Annotated in this window: 23 protein-coding genes and 1 tRNA gene; 13 read left to right on the plus strand and 11 right to left on the minus strand. The window is 59.8% G+C overall.

The features are described 5' to 3' along the window. Positions 1–27: 27 nt before the first annotated feature. From ACP7BE_RS20280 to ACP7BE_RS20295, 4 genes are all read right to left on the minus strand, one after another. Complete coding sequence (locus ACP7BE_RS20280; protein WP_016783110.1) at positions 28–285, minus strand: DUF2164 domain-containing protein; 258 nt, start codon at positions 283–285, stop codon at positions 28–30. Then, on the minus strand, positions 285–923 hold the full coding sequence (gene hisH, locus ACP7BE_RS20285) for an imidazole glycerol phosphate synthase subunit HisH (RefSeq protein ID WP_016783109.1): 639 nt from the start codon (positions 921–923) through the stop codon (positions 285–287). The genes ACP7BE_RS20280 and hisH overlap by 1 nt, the downstream gene beginning before the upstream one ends. Further along, a complete protein-coding gene (gene hisB, locus ACP7BE_RS20290) occupies positions 923–1,516 on the minus strand; it encodes an imidazoleglycerol-phosphate dehydratase HisB (protein ID WP_016783108.1) in 594 nt (197 codons plus the stop codon). The genes hisH and hisB overlap by 1 nt, the downstream gene beginning before the upstream one ends. Positions 1,517–1,730: 214 nt before the next feature. Further along, the gene (locus tag ACP7BE_RS20295) at positions 1,731–3,392 is read right to left on the minus strand and encodes an OFA family MFS transporter (RefSeq protein WP_150629290.1); all 1,662 of its coding nucleotides are present in this window, start codon (positions 3,390–3,392) and stop codon (positions 1,731–1,733) included. Positions 3,393–3,683: 291 nt separating this feature from the next. Here ACP7BE_RS20295 and ACP7BE_RS20300 point away from each other — a divergent pair, with 291 nt between their 5' ends. The 6 genes from ACP7BE_RS20300 to ACP7BE_RS20325 all read left to right on the plus strand — a co-directional run bounded on the left by ACP7BE_RS20300 (position 3,684) and on the right by ACP7BE_RS20325 (position 8,994). Beyond that, entirely contained in the window at positions 3,684–5,891 is a 2,208-nt protein-coding gene (locus tag ACP7BE_RS20300; RefSeq protein ID WP_095031401.1) for an AsmA family protein, read from the plus strand. After that, positions 5,888–6,955, plus strand: a complete 1,068-nt coding sequence (mutY, locus tag ACP7BE_RS20305) for an A/G-specific adenine glycosylase (RefSeq protein ID WP_095000781.1) — start codon at positions 5,888–5,890, stop codon at positions 6,953–6,955. The genes ACP7BE_RS20300 and mutY overlap by 4 nt, the downstream gene beginning before the upstream one ends. Beyond that, positions 6,952–7,224 (plus strand): oxidative damage protection protein, encoded by a 273-nt coding sequence (locus ACP7BE_RS20310; protein WP_003438557.1) that lies wholly within the window; start codon positions 6,952–6,954, stop codon positions 7,222–7,224. Before mutY ends, ACP7BE_RS20310 begins: the two co-directional genes overlap by 4 nt. A gap of 104 nt (positions 7,225–7,328) precedes the next feature. Continuing rightward, positions 7,329–7,404: transfer RNA gene (locus tag ACP7BE_RS20315), tRNA-Phe, on the plus strand. Between the two features lie 163 nt (positions 7,405–7,567). Further along, positions 7,568–8,038: a hypothetical protein gene (locus ACP7BE_RS20320; RefSeq protein ID WP_095000780.1), complete on the plus strand. Its 471-nt coding sequence runs from the start codon at positions 7,568–7,570 to the stop codon at positions 8,036–8,038. 59 nt (positions 8,039–8,097) lie between these two features. Then, positions 8,098–8,994 (plus strand): alpha/beta hydrolase family protein, encoded by an 897-nt coding sequence (locus tag ACP7BE_RS20325; protein WP_095000779.1) that lies wholly within the window; start codon positions 8,098–8,100, stop codon positions 8,992–8,994. A 2-nt stretch (positions 8,995–8,996) separates the two neighbouring features. Here ACP7BE_RS20325 and ACP7BE_RS20330 read toward each other — a convergent pair whose 3' ends face one another. After that, positions 8,997–9,242, minus strand: a complete 246-nt coding sequence (locus ACP7BE_RS20330) for a DUF1272 domain-containing protein (protein ID WP_095000778.1) — start codon at positions 9,240–9,242, stop codon at positions 8,997–8,999. A gap of 351 nt (positions 9,243–9,593) precedes the next feature. Here ACP7BE_RS20330 and ACP7BE_RS20335 point away from each other — a divergent pair, with 351 nt between their 5' ends. Together ACP7BE_RS20335 and ACP7BE_RS20340 are read left to right on the plus strand one after the other, a co-directional pair. Continuing rightward, positions 9,594–10,199 (plus strand): biliverdin-producing heme oxygenase, encoded by a 606-nt coding sequence (locus ACP7BE_RS20335; RefSeq protein ID WP_095000777.1) that lies wholly within the window; start codon positions 9,594–9,596, stop codon positions 10,197–10,199. Then, complete coding sequence (locus tag ACP7BE_RS20340) at positions 10,196–12,433, plus strand: ATP-binding protein (RefSeq protein WP_095000776.1); 2,238 nt, start codon at positions 10,196–10,198, stop codon at positions 12,431–12,433. The genes ACP7BE_RS20335 and ACP7BE_RS20340 overlap by 4 nt, the downstream gene beginning before the upstream one ends. 97 nt (positions 12,434–12,530) lie before the next feature. On the opposite strand, the gene gltS is transcribed toward ACP7BE_RS20340, so the two are convergent. The 4 genes from gltS to gabP all read right to left on the minus strand — a co-directional run bounded on the left by gltS (position 12,531) and on the right by gabP (position 17,066). Continuing rightward, the gene (gltS, locus tag ACP7BE_RS20345; RefSeq protein ID WP_095000775.1) at positions 12,531–13,739 is read right to left on the minus strand and encodes a sodium/glutamate symporter; all 1,209 of its coding nucleotides are present in this window, start codon (positions 13,737–13,739) and stop codon (positions 12,531–12,533) included. 57 nt (positions 13,740–13,796) lie between these two features. Beyond that, positions 13,797–14,735: a formimidoylglutamase gene (gene hutG, locus ACP7BE_RS20350; RefSeq protein ID WP_426107034.1), complete on the minus strand. Its 939-nt coding sequence runs from the start codon at positions 14,733–14,735 to the stop codon at positions 13,797–13,799. Between the two features lie 20 nt (positions 14,736–14,755). Then, entirely contained in the window at positions 14,756–15,481 is a 726-nt protein-coding gene (locus ACP7BE_RS20355) for an IclR family transcriptional regulator (protein WP_095000773.1), read from the minus strand. A 193-nt stretch (positions 15,482–15,674) separates the two neighbouring features. Continuing rightward, positions 15,675–17,066: a GABA permease gene (gene gabP / locus ACP7BE_RS20360; RefSeq protein WP_095017765.1), complete on the minus strand. Its 1,392-nt coding sequence runs from the start codon at positions 17,064–17,066 to the stop codon at positions 15,675–15,677. Positions 17,067–17,609: 543 nt separating this feature from the next. On the opposite strand from gabP, the gene ACP7BE_RS20365 reads away from it, so the two are divergent. From ACP7BE_RS20365 to ACP7BE_RS20385, 5 genes are read left to right on the plus strand one after another with little or no spacing between them, the layout of a single operon-like run. Continuing rightward, the gene (locus tag ACP7BE_RS20365; protein WP_095017766.1) at positions 17,610–18,383 is read left to right on the plus strand and encodes an ABC transporter ATP-binding protein; all 774 of its coding nucleotides are present in this window, start codon (positions 17,610–17,612) and stop codon (positions 18,381–18,383) included. Between the two features lie 13 nt (positions 18,384–18,396). Then, the gene (locus tag ACP7BE_RS20370) at positions 18,397–19,152 is read left to right on the plus strand and encodes an ABC transporter substrate-binding protein (RefSeq protein WP_095000771.1); all 756 of its coding nucleotides are present in this window, start codon (positions 18,397–18,399) and stop codon (positions 19,150–19,152) included. 57 nt (positions 19,153–19,209) lie between these two features. Continuing rightward, a complete protein-coding gene (locus ACP7BE_RS20375; RefSeq protein WP_095000770.1) occupies positions 19,210–19,902 on the plus strand; it encodes an ABC transporter permease in 693 nt (230 codons plus the stop codon). Continuing rightward, complete coding sequence (locus ACP7BE_RS20380; RefSeq protein ID WP_095000769.1) at positions 19,902–20,591, plus strand: ABC transporter permease; 690 nt, start codon at positions 19,902–19,904, stop codon at positions 20,589–20,591. Before ACP7BE_RS20375 ends, ACP7BE_RS20380 begins: the two co-directional genes overlap by 1 nt. Next, positions 20,572–21,780: a methyltransferase gene (locus ACP7BE_RS20385; protein WP_426107038.1), complete on the plus strand. Its 1,209-nt coding sequence runs from the start codon at positions 20,572–20,574 to the stop codon at positions 21,778–21,780. The genes ACP7BE_RS20380 and ACP7BE_RS20385 overlap by 20 nt, the downstream gene beginning before the upstream one ends. 105 nt (positions 21,781–21,885) lie before the next feature. Here ACP7BE_RS20385 and uraH read toward each other — a convergent pair whose 3' ends face one another. Both uraH and ACP7BE_RS20395 read right to left on the minus strand, forming a co-directional pair. Then, positions 21,886–22,296, minus strand: a complete 411-nt coding sequence (uraH, locus tag ACP7BE_RS20390; protein WP_095017768.1) for a hydroxyisourate hydrolase — start codon at positions 22,294–22,296, stop codon at positions 21,886–21,888. Positions 22,297–22,323: 27 nt separating this feature from the next. Further along, positions 22,324–22,803: a GlcG/HbpS family heme-binding protein gene (locus ACP7BE_RS20395; RefSeq protein ID WP_426107040.1), complete on the minus strand. Its 480-nt coding sequence runs from the start codon at positions 22,801–22,803 to the stop codon at positions 22,324–22,326. Positions 22,804–22,923 lie beyond the last annotated feature (120 nt).

The raw sequence follows: 22,923 nt of genomic DNA on the forward strand, positions 1-22,923 counted from the left end.
CAAATTCGGGAGTCTGAGACTCGGAAATCAGTTCTTCTCGAGCGCCCACAGGTCGCTTTCGATGCTCTCGAACCTCTCTTTGAGGTGCGCCTGCACATCGAAAATCGCCCGATTGTAGTAATGCGGGGCGATTTCGCGGGTGAACAGCTCAAGGATTTCAGCCGCCTCGAACGAACCCAGGTCCAGTTCGAAGCGGTCTTCCATAAAGCGTTTGATCTTGCTGTTGGCTTCGCTCTCTTGCTCAGGGGTGAGCGTGAGAATCGGCGGCTTTTTGCGCGGCGCCATTACCAGCGGCCATCCCAGGCCGCAAAGTTTTCCAGCAGCTGCAAGCCGTGGGTATGGCTTTTTTCCGGGTGGAACTGCACCGCGAAGCGCGAGCCCTCGGCCAGCGCTGCGGCGAAATCAACACCGTAATGCCCGCCACCGACTACCTGGCGAGGATTGCCCGCCGCAATGTAGTAGCTGTGTACAAAGTAGAAACGCGCCAGGTCGGGGATGCCGTGCCACAGCGGGTGATCCACTTTTTGCTGCACTTCGTTCCAGCCCATGTGCGGCACCTTGAGATGCTCGCCGTCTTCGTGCAGGTCCTTGCCGAAGAACTTCACGGCGCCCGGGAACAGGCCGATGCAATCAACACCGCCGTTCTCTTCGCTACTGTCGAGCAAGGCTTGCATGCCGACACAAATACCGAGAAACGGACGATCCTGACTGACTTCACGCACCAGCGAGTCAAAACCCAGGCGACGGATTTCGGCCATGCAATCGCGGATCGCACCCACACCAGGGAACACTACGCGGTCGGCTTCGCGAATCACGCTGGCATCGCTGGTAATCAGCACCCGACCGGCGCCAACGTGCTCCAGCGCCTTGGCCACCGAGTGCAGGTTACCCATGCCGTAATCGATTACCGCCACTGTCTGCATCAGAGCACGCCCTTGGTAGAAGGCATTTGCCCGGCCATGCGCTCATCCAGCGCCACGGCCATGCGCAGGGCGCGGCCGAAAGCCTTGAACACGGTTTCGATCTGGTGGTGGGTGTTGGTGCCGCGCAGGTTGTCGATGTGCAGGCTGACATTGGCGTGGTTCACGAAGCCCTGGAAGAACTCCTGAAACAGGTCAACATCGAAGCCGCCGACGGTGGCGCGGGTGTAGGGAACATGCATTTGCAGACCAGGACGACCGGAAAAGTCGATGACTACACGGGACAGCGCTTCGTCCAGCGGGACGTAAGCGTGACCGTAGCGGGTCATGCCTTTTTTATCGCCGACTGCTTCGCTGAAGGCTTTACCCAGGGTAATGCCGACATCTTCGACGGTATGGTGATCGTCGATATGCAGGTCGCCTTTGCACTCGATGTCCAGGTCGATCAACCCATGTCGGGCGATCTGGTCGAGCATGTGCTCAAGAAAAGGAACACCGATATCGAATCGGGCCTTACCGGTACCATCCAAGTTGATCGAGGCTTTAATCTGGGTTTCCAGAGTATCGCGCTCGACTGACGCCTTACGTTCGGCCATCACCAGCTCCGCAAAATCATTGGGCGAAAAAGGTGGCCATTATAGGCACGGGTCAGGCAAACAGAAACATTAAGGGTGCGGTGGCTGACGTAATGCGCGTTGACGCACAGGCCGCGCCGCCTGAATCGCGAGCAAGCCCGCTCCCACAGAGACGCAATCCGTCTGTGGGAGCGGGCTTGCTCGCGATGGCGTCAGCGCTGACTCAACACATCAATCAGTGAAACAACACCGCCGTCTTCTGCACCGTTACCCACACGCCCCACAACAAGGGGATGCCCACGGCCAGCCAGGCTGCAATCACCAATGGCTGACTGCCCGGTGCGGCTTTCCACTCCAGCGACGTACTGGCGTCCGCGCCCTTGTCGTGCCCCAGCGCCTGTTCGGCGGCCAGCTCGGCGTCGGTCATGAAGTATTTGTCGGCCACCGGGCGTACCAGCAGGTTGCAGATAAAGCCCAACACCAGCAGACCGGCGAGGATGTACAAGGTGATGTCATACGCCGCCGCACGCTCCACCCCGATGCTCAACTGATACTCGCGCAGGTAGTTGACCAGCACCGGCCCCAGCACGCCCGCAGCCGCCCAGGCGGTCAGCAGGCGACCGTGGATCGCGCCGACCATCTGCGTACCGAACAGATCGGCCAGATACGCTGGCACTGTGGCAAACCCGCCGCCGTACATCGACAGAATGATGCAGAACGCCGCCACGAACAGCGATACGTTGCCCAGATGGCCCAGGTTCGGAATCATCGCGTACAGCGCAAAACCCAGGGCGAAGAACACAAAGTAGGTGTTTTTGCGGCCCAGGTAATCCGAGAACGATGCCCAGAAAAACCGCCCGCCAATATTGAACAGGCTCAGCAAACCGGTGAACCCTGCTGCAATCGCGGCGATCTGCGCCAGCTGCGCTGCATCCAGCTGGCTGAAGGTCAGATCATTGCCCAGCAACTTGCCCGCGAAGACTTCCTGCAGCAATGGCGAGGCCATGCCCAGAATGCCGATACCGGCCGATACGTTAAGGCATAGAACCAGCCATACCAGCGCAAATTGCGGAGTTTTCCACGCCACACTGACATGCACATGGCGCTGGGTAATCATTGCGTTGGCCGCTTTCTTCGCCGGTGCCTTCCAGCCCTCGGGCTTCCAGCCGGTGGGTGGAACGCGGTACGACAACGCGCCGCCAATCATGAACACAAAGTAAATCGCCGCCATGGCCACAAAGCTCTGCCACACCCCCACGCCTTCCGGCCCGGCAAAATGGTTCATCAGCGCCGCAGCCAACGGTGCGCCCACCATTGCCCCGCCCCCAAAGCCCATGATCGCCATGCCCGTAGCCATGCCGCGCTTGTCCGGGAACCACTTGATCAGTGTCGACACCGGCGAGATATAACCCAGCCCCAGGCCGATACCGCCGATCACCCCCGACCCCAGCCACATCAGCCAGATCTGATGGGTATAAATACCCAATGCAGAAATCAGCAAACCGCCGCACCAGCACAAGGCCGACACCACACCGGCCTTGCGTGGCCCGGCATGCTCAAGCCAGCCGCCCCATACCGCGGCCGAGCAACCGAGGAAGATAAAGAACAGGGTGTAGATCCAGCCGAGCATCGAAATCGGCCAGTCGCATTGCGACGAAAACACTTGCGCGATAAAGCTCATGTCTGGCGCACAAGCCACAGGTGCAGTCACGCCCAGGGCTTTGGACAACGGCAGCCAGAACACCGAAAAGCCATAGGCCATGCCGATGCACAGATGGATGGCCAGAGCAGCTGGCGGCACCAGCCAGCGGTTGAAGCCGGGTTTGGCGATGATGCGTTCCTTGGACAGGAACGCAGGCGGCGAAGCAGAACTGCCCGCAGCAATGCTGATACTCATAGGTGTTTCCCCCAGGTAATGAAGTTATTTCCCCGGCACGCTCGCTCCCTGACTTTGGCGCTCTGTGGCACACAGTCGTTTTTATTGGATCGAGACGCGGCAATGTGCCGCAGAAGGCCCGAAAAACAAGCGAAGATTACCATTTGATCGCCAGCCTGGCCCTAACCTGATGTGGTCTTTGGCCAAGCAACTGATCCGCTACTATCCACCCCCCAGTCGGCGTGCGCGTGGCGCTATACTCTGCGGCTGAATTTAAAACTTACTCTCACACAGACTTACAAGGACTCGCCCATGAAAGCGTTCGGCAAAATCCTGGGTCTGGTGCTTCTCGGATTGTTGCTGATCATCGTGGCCCTGGGCTTTGCCCTCAGCCATCTGTTCGATCCCAACGACTATAAAGACGAGATCCGCCAGATAGCCCGTGACAAAGCCCACATTGAGCTGACCCTCAATGGCGACATCGGCTGGAGCCTCTTCCCCTGGCTTGGCCTGGAACTGCACGACGCCAGCGTTGCCACTCTCGCAGCGCCGACCCAGCCTTTCGCCGATCTTCAGATGCTCGGTCTGTCCGTGCGCGTACTGCCGCTGCTGCGCAAAGAAGTGCAGATGAGCGACGTGCGCGTCGAAGGCCTGAACCTGCGCCTGACCCGCGACAAGGACGGCCACGGCAATTGGCAGGACATCGGCAAGCCGGCCACCGCCGCCGCGCCAACCACCGGCACCGAGCCCGCTGCGAGCAACAAGCCTGAAAGCGCCGGCCAGCCCCTCAAGCTCGATATCGACAGCCTGACCGTGAACAACGCCCGGGTTGAATATAACGACGAGCAAAGCGGCAAGCAGTTCAGCGCCGAGAGCATCCAGCTGAGCACCGGCCCGGTTCACGAAGCTACCAGTATCCCGGTCAAGCTGACCGCCTTCCTGGGCACCAACCAGCCGGTGATGCGGGTCAAGACCGAAGTTGACGGCAAGTTGCGCTTTGACCGTGTACTCAAGCGCTATCAGTTTGAAGACATGAAGGTCACCGGCGAAGCCTCCGGTGAGCCGCTGCAGGGCAAGACCATGACGTTCGCCGCACAGGGGCAAATTCTGGTTGATCTGGCTGCGAACGTCGCCGAATGGAGCAGCCTGAAGATTTCAGCCAACCAGTTGCGCGCCCTGGGTGAGTTCAAGGCCAACAGCCTCGATACCACTCCGCAAATCAGTGGCGGCCTGTCGATTGCCCAGCTTGATCTGGCCCGGTTCCTCGACAGCATCGGCCACCCGCTACCTGCCATGGCGCCGAACAGCCTGAGCAAGGTCGAACTGGTCAGTCGCCTTTCGGGCACGCCTAGCAGCGTGACCTTTGACGAGCTGAACCTGAAAGTCGACGACAGCACCTTCACCGGCCTCGTGGCCATTGACGATTTCGCCAAACAAGCCGTACGTATTCAGCTCAAAGGCGACACATTCGACGCTGATCGCTACATGCCGCCCAAGTCGGCCGAAGCCAGCAGCGCCAGCGTTGCGCGCAAGGCTGAAGTACAGAGCAGCGAAGCCGGCGCCCTGGCCGCATCGGGCGATACGCCGCTGCCGGAGGCTCCGACCAAAAGCGGCTGGAGCACCGCCAGGATCATTCCGGTCACCCGCCTCAAGGCGCTCGACCTGAATGCTGATATCAGTTTTGGCCAACTGACCCTGAGCAAACTGCCGATACAAAACGCGGTGCTCAAGGCCAACAGCAAAGCCGGTGTCCTGACCCTGGAAAACCTCAGCGGTAACCTTTACAAAGGCAGCTTTGCCGCCAATGGCAGCCTGGACGTACAACCCATGCTACCGGTGGTCAAACTGCAGACCCGTATTACCAATGTGCCGGTGGAAAAAATCCTGCAAAGCCAGGGGCAAAAACCACCGGTGACCGGTCTGCTGACCCTCAACAGCAACGTCACTGGCAGCGGCAACAGCCAGAGCGCACTGATTTCCAGCCTCAACGGCACCGCCAGCTTTATGCTTAACGATGGTGTGCTGCTCAACGCCAACCTTGAGCAACAGCTGTGCAAGGGTATTTCGGTACTCAACCGCAAAACCCTGAGCGGCGCGCCCCTGGGCAAAGACACGCCATTCAAGGAGCTCAAGGGCACCCTGGTGTTCCGCAACGGTGTGGCCAGCAACCCGGACATGATCGTGCGCATCCCCGGCCTGAGCGTCAAAGGCGATGGCGACATCGACCTGCGCGTACTGGGCATGGATTACCGCATCGGCATCATCATCGAAGGCGACACCCGTGCCATGCCGGACCCGGCCTGCCAGGTCGGCAAGAACTTTGTCGGCATCGAGCTGCCATTACGCTGCCGTGGCCCGCTGGAACTGGGGGCCAAGGCCTGCCGTCTGGACAAGGAAGGGCTGGGCAAGGTTGCCGCCAAAGTGGCGGGCAACAAGCTCACTGACAAACTCGAAGAAAAGCTCGGTGACAAGGTCAGCCCCGAGCTCAAGAACGCGCTCAAAGGGCTGTTCAACCGATGAGAGATGAGCAGTTTTCAACCGCGGTGCTGGACTGGTATGACCAGCACGGTCGCCACGACCTGCCCTGGCAACAGGGCATCACCCCGTATCGGGTATGGGTCTCGGAAATCATGTTGCAGCAAACCCAGGTCAGTACCGTGCTGAACTACTTCGACCGTTTTATGGCTTCACTGCCGACGGTCGAGGCCCTGGCCGCTGCACCGGAAGACGAAGTACTGCACCTGTGGACCGGCCTGGGCTACTACACCCGTGCGCGCAACCTGCAAAAGACCGCCAAAATCGTTGTCGCCGAATATGACGGCCAATTTCCGCGGGATGTGGAAAAACTGGTCGAGTTACCCGGTATCGGTTTATCCACCGCCGGTGCGATTGCCAGCCTGAGCATGGGTCTGCGGGCGCCGATTCTGGACGGCAACGTCAAGCGGGTACTGGCGCGCTACACGGCGCAAGAGGGCTACCCCGGCGAGCCCAAGGTGGCCAAACAGCTGTGGGCCACTGCCGAGCGCTTCACCCCCCACGACCGCGTCAACGCCTACACCCAGGCGATGATGGACATGGGCGCCACGCTCTGCACCCGCAGCAAGCCCAGTTGCCTGTTGTGCCCGCTTGAAAGCGGCTGTGAAGCGCACTTGCTGGGCCTGGAAACCCGCTACCCGATCCCCAAACCGCGCAAGGTCATCCCGCAAAAGCGCACGCTGATGCCAATGCTGGCCAATGCCGGGGGCGAAATCCTGCTTTACCGCCGTCCGTCGACCGGCTTGTGGGGCGGCCTGTGGAGCCTGCCCGAGCTCGATGACCTGCAGGACATCGAGCATCTGGCGCTGCAACACTCGCTGGCCCTGGGCGCGCAACACGAACTGACCGGCCTGACCCATACCTTTAGCCATTTCCAACTGGCCATCGAACCCTGGCTGATCCACGTCAAGGAGTCCGGCCATCACGTGGCCGAGGCCGACTGGCTCTGGTATAACCTCGCCACCCCGCCGCGCCTGGGCCTTGCCGCCCCGGTCAAGAAGCTGCTCAAACGCGCAGCCGACCTATTGAACGCTGGAGAGACGTCATGACCCGCACCATCATTTGCCGCAAGTACAAAGAAGAACTGCCTGCCCTTGAGCGCGCTCCGTTTCCGGGCGCCAAAGGCCAGGACATTTTTGACCACGTTTCGGCCAAGGCCTGGGCTGACTGGCAAAAACACCAGACCCTGCTCATCAACGAAAAGCGCTTGAACATGATGAACGCCGAAGACCGTAAATATTTGCAGGGCGAAATGGACAAGTTCTTCAGCGGCGAGGAATACGCACAAGCCGAAGGCTACGTTCCGCCAACCGAATAAACCCCGGTTTTAAAGGCTTTGATCCGTAAGCGACGGTAATAATTAAATATTTTTCAAAAAAGTGTTTGACGGGTTATCGAAAAAGGCTTCTAATGCGCCCCGTTGCCCAGATAGCTCAGTCGGTAGAGCAGGGGATTGAAAATCCCCGTGTCGGCGGTTCGATTCCGTCTCTGGGCACCACATTCAGTTTTGATGTGGTGTTCACACCACGCCAAAACAAAGAAAACCCGCCTAGTGCGGGTTTTTTTTTGGCCGTTATTTATACCCGGCGGCGCCACCTCTCTTGGCGATTGCAAAGAGATGGGGTTCAATCCTCTCATCAGCCTGCAAAGGACACACCTTCATGTCATCGCCAAAAAAGCAGCAAAAAAACGCGCAGCGGGCCAAAACCAAGGCCAAGCAGAATCGCGTGGGCAAACCGGCCAAAGCCTCGGCTGGCGCCCTGATCGACAACCCGTTCGATGACGTGAAAATCGACCTCAGCACCTTCAACTTCCAGGACATCCTAGACAACGGTTTTGACCCCGCTGACTACGATGACCTGTTCCAGGCCATGAAAGCCGCCGAAGCCATCAACCTGCAAACCCTGTGTGCGGTATTCCTGCAGTACCCGGTACTGGAACTGGTGATCTCGGAAGAAGAGGAAGAGCCGGCCACCGATTTTCTGATGGGCTTGCTGATCGAATACCGCATTGCCGTACATGGCGATGATGAAGACAGCGCCGTGGCCTGGATCGAAACCCCGGCATTCCAGAAAGCCTACGTCGAAGCTTCACGGCTACTGACAGAACGCAACGCCCGGAGCGCGCACTGACAGCAGCCCTGCCCGAACCTGTCAGCCGGGCGTTCACCGAGCCTGCTGCTGACGGTTACCTGCTGGGCGGTTTCGAATGGCGCCAGCGCATACCGGACAGCACGCGAGCAGTGATCATCATCAACGCCGCCACCTCGGTGCGTTGCCAGTATTACTCGCGGTTTGCCGAATACCTGTTCCGCCAGGGCATGGACGTGATGCTGTTCGACTACCGCGGCATCGGCGCCTCACGCAGCGGATCGTTGCGCGGTTTTACGGCCTCCTGGTCGGACTGGGGCACGCTGGACGCAGAAGCGGTGCTCAAGCGCGCACAGCGCGAGTACCCCGGCCAGCCGATCGACGTGGTGGGCCATAGCTTTGGCGGTTGTGCGGCGGGCCTGGCGGCTTCCGGGCTGGCGATTCGCCATTTGGTCACAGTCGGTGCGCAATATGCCCACTGGCGCGACTACGCACCCGCACAGCGCTGGCAGATGCTCGCCAAATGGCACGGGGTCATGCCGTTGCTGACCCGCATGTGCGGCTACTTCCCCGGCAAGCGCCTGGGCTGGCTCGAAGATACCCCGGCGGGGGTGGTCAAGGACTGGGGCGCCTTCAGTACCCGCTACGAAAAACTCCCCAGCGCCCGAAGCTTCACTGCCCTGCCCTTTTGCTCGGTTACGGCCAAAACCCTCGCCATCAGCTTCACTGACGATCCTTTCGGTACTGTCGCGGCCATCGAACGCCTGCTGAACTACTTCAGTGCCAGCTCGCGTACGCATCTGCGTATCCAGCCGCAAGACATTGGCGAAACAGCCATAGGTCATTTCGCGTTTTTCCATAGCCGCTTTCAGGACAGCCTATGGCCGATTGCCTTGCAGTGGTTGCAACGCGGGGAGTTGAACGGGGATGTCCCGGGGCAGACAGTCTCTGTAAAAGCACCCTCTCCCTCGGGAGAGAGCCAGGGTGAGGGGCTTTAAAATCAACGCGCAGCACAGCCTTCAGGTTTGTACACCCGCTCACTGGACGGCGGATTGCTCGCCAACTTGCTCACCGGTCTACGCGGCCGGACCAACAGCTCGCCCCCGCAATTGGGGCAAAGACCACCTAGATGCTGCTCCGTACACGTCGCACAAAAGGTGCACTCGAATGAGCAAATCCGCGCTTGTGCTGAATCTGGCGGCAAATCGCAATCACAGCATTCGCAATTGGGGCGTAATTCGAGCATAAGCACCTCACATTGAACCGGTAATTTTCATCTTTACATTTAAGACGCTTCCCACGAAAAACCAACCCCGATCTAAGCCAAGAGAGCTGAATTCGGGAATGGCCTAAATGTATCCAACCTGCGATACACATCCTCGCCATTGCAAACCTTCGAAGCTGTGACGCAGCGCGTCACGAATTGAGCCTACCCAATAAGCATCCTGCTACGGGGAGAAGTCGAGCCTGGGCGCACTCAAACAACCACTGTTCTGCCGGGTTTTGTAGCAAAATAATTGCACTTTTTTATTACCATGACCTCCTACAGTTATGAGCGCCTAATTCACGCGCCACACAGAGAGCCGTCTTACAAGGCATGTCAGAAGACCAACCTTTATCAGCGGTATCGCCCGTTCTGCACGAGCTACGCGCTGGCACTCATACACGCCATGTAGCCCTTGAAAAACGCCTGCCGTTCTTCAGCAATACACTCGACCTTGAACGCTACACGCGCCTGTTGAGCGCTTACTACGGCTTCTATCACGAGCTGGAGGAGCGACTGCAACACAGCCCCTGGATGACCCACGATTTCGACCTGCAGGCACGACTCAAAACACCCGCGCTGCGTCGGGATCTGCAGGCCCTGGGGGTCAGCATCCAGTCGCTTGCACTGTGCGAAACCCTTCCGGCATTGCACAGCCCCGCCTGCGTACTGGGTGTGCTGTATGTGCTGGAAGGCGCCACTCTGGGCGGCAACGTGCTGCGCAAGCAGATGTCGCAACGACTGGGCCTGGAGGGACACAACGGCTGCGCTTTCCTTTACGTGTACGGCGAGGCCACCGGGCGGCAATGGAAGGCATTCCTGGAGTTTCTGGGCAGCGTGCCCCTGGACGCCCGAGCGCGAGACCAGGCCGTACAGGCTGCCAGCTCAACATTTAGCTGTTTCGAGCACTGGCTCGAACGTCAGGAGGTTTTATTATGACCCCACAGGACCCTCAAGCCTTTGAACGCTTGCTGGCCAATTGTGCTGATGAACCCATTCGCTTTCCCGGGGCGATCCAGCCCCACGGCCTGCTCGTGACACTGACGGAGCCGGGGCTGCAGATCCAGCAGGTCAGTGCCAATGTGCTGACCCTGTTCGGCGTCAGTGCCGAATCACTGCTGGGCCTGCCACTGGCCGCCCTCAGCGGCTCCGAAGCCGCCAACGCAGTGCAGCAGGCCGCCGTCTACACCACGCTGGCCGATGCTCCGCCTTTGGCCCTGAACCTGCTGGGGCGTGAATACGAAGGCCTGCTGCACCGTGACCAGGGCATTCTGGTTCTGGAGCTGGAACTCAAACCCGATGACTCAGAAATTCACAGCACCATGGGCAAGGTGCGCAACCTGAGCCGTATGCTGCAACGCCTGCAAGGGGCCAAGACCCTCACCGCACTGTATGAAATCTGCGTGCGCGAGATCCAGGCACTGACGGGCTACGACCGGGTTCTGATCTACCGTTTTCAGGATGAAGGCCACGGCCAGGTCATCGCGGAAGCCTCCTCGCCAGCGATGGAATTGTTCAACGGCATGTTTTTCCCTGCCTCCGACATCCCTGAACAAGCCCGCGAGCTGTACCGCACCCACTGGCTGCGCATTATTCCGAACGCCGATTACCAACCTGTGCCGCTGATTCCCACATTGCGCCCGGACACCGGCGAGGCACTGGATCTGAGCGGGGCCGTATTGCGCAGCGTGTCTCCGATTCACTGCCAGTACATGAAGAACATGGGCGTGCTGTCGTCCATGAGCATCTCGCTGATGGATGGCGAGCGCCTGTGGGGACTCATCAGTTGCGGGCATCGCCAGACGCTGCATGTCCCCCATGAACTGCGCATGGCCTGCCAGACCATCGGTCAGGTGCTGTCCCTGCAGATCAGCGCCCTGCAAACCCTGGAAATCAGCCGTCAGCGCGAAGCCAAGATGGATGCCCTGGTGCGCCTCAACGCCGCCATGGTGCAAAGCACCGCAGCCGTATTTGAAGGCCTGGCACAAATGCCCGAAGCCTTGATGGATCTGACTGGCGCCAGCGGCGTGGCGATTCTGGAAGACAAGGTGCTGCACCGTTATGGTCAGTGCCCCTCCCCGGAAGACACTCGCGCGCTGTACCAATGGTTCAAGGACAGCGGCCAGCCAGTCTTCTCCAGCCACAACCTCAGCACCCTGCACGCCCCGGCAGCACAGTACAAGGACATCGCCAGCGGCCTGCTGGCCATGACCCTGCCCAAGCCCGTGGACAACGCCGTGCTGTGGTTTCGCCGCGAAGTCAAAGAAAGCATCCAGTGGAGCGGCGACCCCAATAAACCGCTGAACCTGGAAGCCGGCAGCAACGGCCTGCGCCTGAGCCCGCGCACCTCGTTCGAAATCTGGAAAGTCGAGATGGACGGCATCTCCAGCAAATGGAGCCACGGCGATCTGTTTGCTGCCAATGACCTGCGCCGCTCGGCCCTGGAAAACGACCTGTCGCGCCAGGTGCTGCGCGAGCAACAGGCCGTGCGCGCACGCGACGAGCTGGTGGCAGTGGTCTCCCACGACCTGCGCAACCCCATGACCATCATCTCGATGCTCTGCGGCATGATGCAAAAGGCCTTCAGTAGCGACGGCCCGCACACATCGCGACGCATCACCTCGGCCATCGACACCATGCAGCAGGCCAGCAGCCGCATGAACGTGCTGCTCGACGATTTGCTCGACACCTCGAAAATCGAAGCCGGTCGCTACACCATCAGCCCGCAGCCACTGGAAGTCAGCCAGATTTTTGAAGAGGCACTGTCGTTGCTCGCGCCGCTGGCGCTGGACAAGGCCGTGGAACTGACTTTCCACGCCGAGCCCGACCTGAAAATCAGCGCCGACCCCGAACGCCTGTTCCAGGTGCTTTCCAACCTGATCGGCAATGCGATCAAGTTCACCCCCGCACAGGGCAAGATCGGCGTAGCAGCCATGTCCAACGGGGACGATATCGTGTTCAGCGTGCGAGATTCGGGCAAGGGCATAGCCCCCGAGCAGCTGCCCCATATCTTCGACCGCTACTGGACGGCTAAAGAAGGCAACGCGCTGGGCACGGGCCTGGGGCTGTACATTTCCCAGGGCATCATCAAGGCCCATGGCGGCCAGCTACTGGCCGAAAGTACACCGGGAGAAGGCAGCGAGTTTCGCTTCACGGTCCCAAGAATGGTCTGATGGTTAACAGCACAATGCCCTGCAGCTATCACACCTGAATGCTGCATAAAAACGGCCGCCTCCTTGACGGGAGAGCGGCCGTTTTACATTCAACCCGTCAGCTGAAGGCGTTGATAAACCAGGTGATCATCGGGATCGCCACGATATCGATCAGCACCGCCCCACACAGCGGCACGATGATAAAGGCCTTGTACGAGAAGACTTTGTAGTGATCGCAGATGGCCCCCATATTGGCCACGGCATTGGGCGTCGCGCCCAGCCCGTGCCCCATGAAACCAGCGCACAAGACCGCGGCGTCGTAGTTGCGGCCAAACAGGCGGAACAGGACGAACACGCACAGCAGGATCATGATCACCACCTGCACCACCAGAATCACCAGCAACGGCAAGCCGAGCTTCTCCAGCTCCCAGAACTTCAAGCTCATCATGGCCATGGTCAGGAACATGCCCAGGCACACATCACCGATAGTGCTGACGGCATGGTCGGGCACCTCGATCAGCTGGGCCCGGTCATTGAGGTTGCGCAGGATGATCGCGACGAACATGGCCCCCACATAGCTCGGCAAGACGATACCCAAATGCTGCTGCAAGCTGGAGCCCAGCCAGAACCCCAGCACCATGATCACCACAATGCAGGTCAGCAAACGCAGCAGGGTTGCGGCATCCAGCGCGGCCACAGGGGTGTGGACCACGTCTTCGAACGCCTTGAGACTGCCCGCGGCTTCGGCCTTGACCACCAGCTTGTTGCGCTCGATCAACCAGCGCGCCAGCGGGCTGCCGAGCAAACCGCCGGCCACCATGCCAAAGGTTGCAGCGGCGAGCGCAGCAGTCGTAGCCCCGACCGCCCCAAGGTTTTCAGCAATCGGCCCAAAGGCTGCCGCCGCACCAAAGCCGCCCTCCAGTGACACCGCCCCGGCCATGATCCCCAGCAGCGGGTCGATGCCCAGCAGCTTGGCCACACTCACTCCCACCACGTTTTGCACCAGCGCCAGGCCCCAGCACGCGCCCAGGTAGATAAACAGCAGCTTGCCGCCCTTGCGCAACAACCCCAGGCTGCCGCCCAAACCTACAGTGGTGAAGAACGCCACCATCAGCGGGGTTTGCAGGCTGGTGTCGAGGCTGAGGTTGAGCAGTTGCTGATCCCGTAATAACCAGATCACCAAGGCAAACCCAAAACCACCGATGACCGGTGCAGGAACACACAATTGACGCAGCCAGTAGCTGCGCTTTTTCAGTTGGGCACCCAGGCCCAGCAGGAGCAACGCGAGAGCAAGGGTGCTCAGCGCATCCAGTTCGAATGTCAGCATGGCGAATTTCTCTTTTTCTTATGATTCAACAAGCGGTTTCAGGGATTTGCGCAAAACTTAATCAATCAGGCTGGCGAGCAGACGCGCGCCAATGCGGGCGGTTCGGTTGTCGATGTCCAGGCTCGGGTTGAGCTCGGCGATGTCGGCCATGCGCAATTTGCCGCTGGCTTTGGCGTGGCGTACCAGGTGCTCGACGATCTGCATGTCCACCCCATGGGCAGACGGCGCACTGACGCCGGGGGCCTGGCTGGCGGGCAGGACATCAAGGCAAAGGGTCATGTAGAGGTGATCGACGTCTTGCAGAAAATCATCGATCAACGCTTCGCAGGCGGGGATGTCCCAGCTGTTCATTTGCCGGTCGAGGCGGTAACGCACATTCAGGCGCTCGGCCTGTTCAAACAGGGCCTGGGTATTGTTCAACTGGCTGACACCCAGGCAGCAATAGGTGAACGGCATATCGAAACGCTGGCAAGCCTCGGCAATCTGCCGGAAGGGTGTGCCTGAGCTGCTTTGTTCGGCGTGGCGCAAATCGAAATGCGCATCGAAATTGAGAATGCCAATGCGTGGCTGCGGGTGCTTGCGGCGCAAGTGATCAACCAGACCACTGAAACTGGCAAAGGCGATTTCGTGCCCGCCACCCAGGCCCAGCGGTAAATGCCCCTGGTCGAGCAAATGGCTGACCTGTTGGCCATAGCCTTGCTGCGCGCCCTCCAGATCATCGCCCGCGCAGCTCACATCACCGGCGTCGTACAGCGGCGCGTGACCGTGCCATGCCAGATTGGCCAAGGCCTTGCGCAAGGCCACCGGCCCCTTGCGGGCACCGGTACGGCCCTGATTGCGCCTGACCCCTTCATCGCTGGCCAAACCAATCAATGCAGCCCCCGCTGGCAGGCCATCGGCCACAGGCTTGACCCATTGATGCCAGCGCAACGCGCCCTGCCCTTCAGCGGCATCAATACGGCCTGTCCACAAGGACATGTCGGGTACAACCGTCATGTTTGAAACTCCAGTCAAATTCAGTCGAGCCGGGCGCTCAGGCGCAGGGCAACGTCCTGGGTCCAGCGGATCAGGCGTTCACTGCGGGTGTGTGCCCTGGTAGCCGGGGCCATGAGGCTGATGGCGCCTTGCAGGCGATTGCGGCTGTCGAGCAACGGCGCGCTGATGCCCCAGATACCGTCGTCGATCTCACTCACACTCACGGCATAACCGGCAGCACGGATTTGGGCAAAGCTGCGCTGATAGGTGGCCACTTCTTCAGGCTCGACGCCTTGCGCCAGAAGCGCCGACACACTGTGCGCTTCATCCATATACGCCAGCAGCACCCGCGCAGAAGCGCCGACCAGCAGCGGCTGGGCCAGCCCCTTCTGGTAACAGCAGCGCAGCGGCTGCGGGCTGTCGACCAGCTCAATGCAAATCGCCTGACCGTTGCTCGGCACCATCAAGGCCACGCTCTCCTGGCTTTGCTCGGCCAGACGCTTGAGTTCAGGTTTGGCCAGCGTTACCAGCACCGCTTCGCGGTCAAATTTTTTCGCCAGCTGCAAACAGGCTGGCCCTGGCAGATAGCGGCCCTGGCCGTTCTCTTCGGCCAGGCCCCAACGCAACAGGGTGTTGAGGTGGCGATAGGTGCTGCTCAGCGGTTGCCCCAGTTGCTCGGAAAGCGCCTTGGCGGAGATCGCCTCGGCGGATTGCCCCAGGCTGACGAGGATTTGCAGCAAGCGATCAGTTGGCGTGTTGTAGTTCATTATCGGCCCCATGCTCTTGCCTGCATGGTGCACGGTGTTTCCCATTAGCTGAAATTCGATTCCCACTGAATGGGAAAAAACCGCCAGATAGTGATCAGCGGTCGCAAATTGCCCCCCTTACAGGCACAAAAAAACCGCCATCCCGAAGGATGACGGTTTTTCTGGGTATTCAACCGCGAGAACCGTCCTGGCCTCAGTTGAGTACCGGTGCCCCCAACTTCTCAATGCGACGACGGCGTGCCACCAGCAGGCCTGCCACCACCACCAGAATGCTCAGCATACCGGTCGCCATGATTTCAACGCGATGCGCTTCCTGGAACAGCATGACCGTCAGAATAGCCACGATAAAGACGATTACCGCATAGGTCAGGCCCGGGAACAGCCACATCTTGAACGAGATGTTCTCGCCCAGGGCCGTACGCTTCTGGCGCATGCGCAGTTGCGACACGGCAATCACCAGATACACCAGCAGCGCGATCGCGCCAGAGCTGGCCAGCAGGAACTCGAACACGGCAGCCGGCGCCACATAGTTGGCAAATACCGCTACAAAAGCTGCACCCGTGGACATCATCACCGCCCAGTAAGGCGTGCCCGCAGCATTGGTGCGCTTGGCCGCAGCCGGTGCATCACCACGTTTGCTCAGGGAGTAGAGCATGCGCGAAGAGGTGTAGAGCGCCGAGTTCAGGCAGCTGGTTACGGCGATCAGTACCACGATATCAACGATCAGCTTGGCATTCGGGATGCCCATGCGATCAAGTACGGTCTGGTAGGAACCCAACTGCGCCAGGCTCGGGTCGTTCCACGGCACCAGGGCCACAACGATGAAAATCGATACCAGATAGAACAGGCCAATACGCCAGATCACCGAATTGGTGGCCTTGGTGATCTGCTTGCTCGGATCTTTGGATTCCGCCGCCGCGATGGTGACAATTTCAGTGCCCATGAACGAGAACATGGTGGTCAGCATGGCAGCCAGAACAGCGCCCATGCCATTGGGCATAAAGCCGATGGTATCGGACAGATGCGCGACACCGCTGACCTGGCTGGTAGGCAGATAGCCGAAAATGGCCAGCAGACCCAAAATGATAAAGCCAATAATCGCCAGCACCTTGACCAGCGCAAACCAGAACTCGAACTCACCGTAGTTCTTGACGCTGAACAGGTTGGTGGCGGTCAGCAACAGGGTGATGACCAGGGTAAACACCCAGATCGCCGTACCCGGGAACCAGGCATGCAGGATGGTACCTGCGGCGACAGCTTCCAGCGGGATCACCAGGACCCAGAACCACCAGTACAGCCAGCCAATGGTAAAACCAGCCCAATGCCCGATGGCACGGTCGGCGTAAGTGGAGAACGAACCGGTATCAGGTGAGGCAACGGCCATTTCGGCCAGCATGCGCATCACCAGCACGACCAAGGTGCCTGCTGCGGCATAAGCCAGCAACACGGCAGGGCCCGCTTGGGCAATCGCGTGTCCGGAACCGACAAACAAACCGGCGCCGATAACACCGGCAATCGACAGCATGGTCACATGCCGTGGTTTGAGCCCTTGTTCCAGGCCGCTAGAGGATTGCGTATTGCTCATTGGGACTACCTTTCATTGAAGCCATTCCGAGCACCCGCGTTGACTTTCGTAAAAAGTAACCAACGGGGCGTTTAGAATCCTTGACGCAATAACTGAGCCAGAATGTGACACATGCACGGTTTCCGCGGGCTGCAACGATTTGCAACAGACATTGCAAGCCATTGAGCGCAATGGCATTTCGCCAAGTCGTTACCGAAACACTCAGCTACAAGGGTCTCGACGCACCAAAAATACCCAAAACACCCCATATGGCCCAAAAGCAGTGCACATCTTTAACCTTTAGTAGGTTCGCGCTTCCAACACCGGGCCAAAGCTGGCAACATCGCGACCTTTTTTAAGCGACACCTGTCTGGCCGAACGGCGAATTACAGGGTCGGTTGTTGTCGGCGCGACACTCTGCTGTAGCGATGCGACAAACTGCCACCCTCGCGCCTTTTGTGTCTTCAGGGCGGCTGGTTGCCTCTGCAACCCTATGCTAGCTTGGCCTGCGCCAGGAAGGCCGCCCAACAGCAGGATCGCACCCGAACACAAAGAGGAACGCACATGGCTTTGGCCACGCCCGCGCTTGAAATCCGCAACTTGCACAAACGCTACGGCGAGCTTGAGGTACTCAAGGGTATCTCGCTGACCGCACGCGACGGCGACGTGATCTCGATCCTGGGTTCTTCCGGTTCCGGCAAGTCCACTCTGCTGCGCTGCATCAACCTTCTGGAAAACCCCCACGAAGGCCAGATCGTGGTCGCCGGGGAAGAGCTCAAACTCAAGAAAGCCAAAAATGGCGAACTGATCGCGGCCGACGGCAAGCAGATCAACCGCATGCGCAGCGAACTGGGTTTTGTGTTTCAAAACTTTAACCTGTGGCCGCACATGACCATCCTCGACAACATTATCGAGGCGCCACGTCGCGTACTGGGGCAAAGCAAGGCCGAGGCCATCGAAGTGGCCGAAGCATTGCTGGCCAAAGTCGGCATTGCCGAAAAACGCCATGCCTATCCGTCCGAATTGTCCGGTGGCCAGCAGCAACGCGCAGCGATTGCCCGCACCCTGGCCATGCAGCCCAAAGTGATTCTGTTCGATGAACCGACATCGGCACTTGACCCGGAAATGGTTCAAGAAGTACTTAGTGTGATCCGCGCACTCGCCGAAGAAGGTCGCACTATGCTGTTGGTCACCCACGAAATGGGCTTTGCCCGTCAGGTGTCCAGCGAAGTAGTGTTTTTGCACCAGGGCCTGATCGAAGAGCAAGGGTCGCCAGAACAGGTGTTCGACAACCCGGTTTCGGCGCGCTGTAAACAATTCATGTCCAGCAACCGCTAACGGAGCAACACGAATGCAGAACTATAAAAAGCTTCTCATGGCCGCTGCCGCCACACTGGTTTTCAGCGCCAACGCCTTGGCTGCAGACAAGTACAAAGTCGGCATTGAGGGCGCTTACCCACCGTTCAACAACAAGAACGCCAGTGGTGAAGTCGTGGGCTTCGACCCGGATATCGCCATGGCCCTGTGCGCCAAGATGAAAGCCGAGTGTGAAATCGTCACCTCCGACTGGGACGGCATCATCCCGGCACTGAACGCCAAAAAGTACGATTTCATCGTGTCGTCGCTGTCGATCACTGACGAACGCAAGCAGGCGGTGGACTTCACCGACCCGTACTACTCCAACAAGCAGCAGTTCATCGCGCCGAAAAAAGTCGACTTCAAAACCGACCTCGCGTCCCTCAAGGGCAAGGCCCTGGGCACTCAGCGTTCAACCCAGGCTGCGACCTGGCTGGATGACAACCTGGGTACCGACGCCACCATCTCCCTGTACGACACTCAGGAAAACGCCTACCTCGACCTGACTTCGGGCCGTGTAGACGCGCTGCTGGCTGACAAGTACGCCAACTACGACTGGCTGAAAAGCCCGGCTGGCCAGGCATACGAGTTCAAGGGTGAACCGGTCAACGAAGACGACAAGGTCGGCATCGCCCTGCGCAAAGGCGACAACGAACTGCGTGCCAAGCTGAACCTGGCCCTCAAGCAAATCGTTGAAGACGGCACGTACAAGAAGATCAACGACAAGTACTTCCCGTTCAGCATCTACTGACCTGCCTGACCGGTGCGCCTGTAGGCGCGCCGGTCCCTAGCAAAGCCTGCCTACCCCATGACTATCGATTTATACGGATTCGGCCCGGCGCTTGCCGCTGGCGCGCTGATGACCGTCAAACTGGCACTTACCGCGCTGTGTCTGGGCCTGGTGCTCGGATTGCTCGGTGCCTTGGCCAAGACCTCCCCCTTCAAACCGCTTAGATGGTTGGGCGGCGCCTATTCGACCCTGGTTCGCGGCGTGCCCGAACTGCTCTGGGTGTTGCTGATCTACTTTGGCAGCGTGAACCTGGTGCGCACCATCGGCGAATACATCGGCATGCCCGACCTCACCCTCAGCGCCTTTGCGGCGGGTGTACTCGCGCTGGGCCTGTGCTTTGGTGCCTATGCCACCGAAGTGTTCCGCGGTGCCATCCTGGCCATTCCCAAGGGCCACCGCGAAGCGGGCATGGCACTGGGCCTGTCCAAACCGCGGATTTTCACCAAGCTGGTGCTGCCGCAAATGTGGCGTATTGCCCTGCCCGGCCTGGGTAACCTGTTCATGATCCTGATGAAGGACACCGCGCTGGTGTCGGTCATCGGCCTTGAAGAAATCATGCGTCAGGCGCAAAACGCCGTGACCTTCGCCAAACACCCGTTCACCTTCTACATGGTGGCAGCCGTGATGTACCTGGGCCTTACCGTACTGGCCATGGGCACCATGCACGTGCTTGAAAAACGCGCAGCGCGCGGCTTCGTGAGGAGGACGTAATGGAGTGGGAAGTAATCCTCAAGTGGCTGCCCAAGCTGATGCAGGGTGCGACCCTGACCCTGGAGCTGACCGCCATCTCGGTGATCGCCGGTCTGATCGTGGCCATCCCGTTGGGCATCGCCCGCTCATCCAAGCTCTGGTATGTGCGCTCACTGCCCTACGCCTACATCTTTTTCTTCCGTGGCACGCCGTTGCTGATCCAGCTATTTCTGGTCTATTACGGCCTGGCGCAGTTCGATGTGGTGCGTGACAGCGCGTTGTGGCCGTACCTGCGCAGCCCGTTCTGGTGCGCGATCATCACCATGACCCTGCACACCGCTGCCTACATTGCCGAGATCCTGCGCGGCGCGATCCAGGCCATCCCGCCAGGTGAAATCGAGGCAGCACGGGCTCTGGGCATGTCGCGTTTCAAGACCCTGGTGCATATCGTCCTGCCACGCGCTGCACGCATCGGTCTGCCGGCCTACAGCAACGAAGTGATCCTGATGCTCAAAGCCAGCTCGCTGGCGAGTACCGTGACCCTGCTGGAACTGACCGGCATGACCCGCACCATCATTGCCCGCAACTACCAGACCGTGGACATGTTCCTGGCTGCCGGGGCAATTTACCTGGTCATGTCGTTTGTGCTGATCCAGGGCTTCAAACTGTTGGAGCGCTGGTTGCGCGTCGATGCCTGCCAAGGGCGCTGACCTGCTTGCCCGCTTCGAGGCGCTGGACGGGTTTCTGCAAAACCACCAGCACCTCTGGCGCCCACGGCCCTTCACTCAGTTGAACGTGCCGTGGGAAGCGCAACACCCGGAACTGGCGCAGTGGTTGCGCCAGCGTTCGCTGCAAGACGCCGAAGCCAGCCACAACCACCCCCAACACCTGCCCGCCCCTGCGCCGTTCCCTGAACTGGCGGCGACTTCCCTTACCCTGAGCGCAGTGCCACGACTAGCGGCCCAAGCCCTTGCGCCCGTAAACCCGCGCTTACAAGTGGATGTACCCGGGCGCAAATGGCAACAGATCGAGGCCTTCGCCCAGAGCCTGACCTTTGCACAAGCGCCAACCCACTGGCTGGACTGGTGTGCGGGCAAGGGGCATTTGGGGCGCCGACTGTTAAGTGCCGGGCAACAACTGACGTGCCTGGAATATGATCCGGCATTGATCGAATCCGGCCAACACCTGAGCCAGCGTCATCAACTGGCGGCCCGTCATGTTCAGCAGGATGTGCTCGCTGAAGCAGCAGCCCGGCAGCTCACACCCCAAATGACACCCGTGGCGCTGCACGCCTGCGGCGATTTGCATGTGCGCCTGCTGCAACTGGCCAGCGCGGCGGGGTGTGCACAACTTGCCGTGTCCCCCTGCTGCTACAACCGCATCGGCGGGTCGCACTATCAAGCGTTATCCACAGCCGCCAAGGCATCTTCCCTGCAACTGTCGCTGGAAGACCTGAGCCTGCCCATGAGCGAAACCGTGACCGCCGGCACCCGCGTGCGCCTTCAGCGTGACCAGTCGATGGCACGGCGCTTGGGTTTTGATCTGTGGCAGCGCCAGCGCCGTCAGTGTGATGAGTACTTATCCACACCCTCGCTGCCCAGCAGTTGGCTGAACAAGCCGTTTGCCGAGTACTGCTCGGACTTGGCGGCGCTGAAGAACTTATCCACAAGTGGCGAAGAAGACTGGCCGGCGCTGGAAGCCGCAGGCTGGGAGAGGTTGGCGCAGGTGCGCAACCTGGAATTGGTGCGCGGGCTGTTTCGCCGCCCGCTGGAGCTGTGGTTGGTGCTCGATCGGGCGCTCTACCTGGAGGAGAACGGCTATGCAGTGCAGGTTGGCGAGTTCTGCGACAGCCAGCTGACGCCGCGCAATTTGATGGTGCTTGCGCAGCGCTGTGGATAACCCTGTGGGAGCGGGCTTGCTCGCGATTCAGGCGCTGCGGTCTGACAGTTAAACCACAGCGATCTCATCGCGAGCAAGCCCGCTCCCACAAAGGGTTTCGCAGGACTACGACCCGCGATATGTCGAAAAACCATAAGGGCTGAGCAACAACGGGATGTGGTAATGCTGATCCACATTCTTCACTTCAAAAATCACCGGGATTTCCGGGAAGAACGTGTCACGCCCTGCCTTCTTGAAATAATCGCCGGTCTTGAATACCACCCGGTACTCCCCCGCCTCGAACGCCTGCTTGCCCGGGAACAACTCGCCAATACGTCCCTGCTCATTGGTCACGCCTTGCGCCAGCGGCTGCCAATCCTTGCCCACATGCTTTTCCAGGGTCACATTGACCCCCGGGGACGGCAGACCGTTTTCAAGATTCAGCACATGCACGCTCAACGGATTGCCGGCAGCCAGCGCCAGGCTCGACACAGCGCTCAGGCTTAAAGCCGCCAGGGTGATTCGCAACGATTTCATGGTAAGTCCTCAGTGGTTAAAATCTGATCAACGTTGAATGGTCAGGCTAACTTGCCCGGCAGCCTTGATCGCGCAGGCTTCGTCCTGCTCAGCACCGCCCGCCCCGGCCACGCCCAGCGCGCCCACCAGTTCACCTTCGGCGAACAACGGCACACCGCCGCCCAGCAGCAACAGCTCGGCAATGGAGTTGAGATTGGCGGCCTCGGGGTTGTTACGCGCACGCTCGGCAAACAGCCTGGTCGGGGTTTTGGTCGACAGCGCGGTATACGCTTTGCGCTGGCTCGCCAGCAGGTTGTGCGGGCCAACGCCTTCCGGACGCTGTGCCATCAGCACGTTGCCACCCCGGTCGAGCACGCTCAGCGCCCCGGTGCAGTGCTTGAGGGTCGCGTCGGCCAACTGGCGGGCGGTGGCCAGGTCCAGATCGGCATGGCGCGCCAGATTCGGCGCCGCCTGGGCCACGCCGGCAACGCCAACGGCAGTCCACAACAACAAGGTTTTCAACATCATGGGCAAGCTCCTGTACGAATGGGCCCACCTTAACCAGCGCTCCTCGTCAGAACCCCGTCAGTTGCATTACAAGTTTGTAATAGGCAACACCGACGAAGGCGCCTAGCCTGTGCAGACGAT

Source organism: Pseudomonas sp. TWR1-1-3 (assembly GCF_049896805.1).
Classification (GTDB): domain Bacteria; phylum Pseudomonadota; class Gammaproteobacteria; order Pseudomonadales; family Pseudomonadaceae; genus Aquipseudomonas; species Aquipseudomonas bubulae.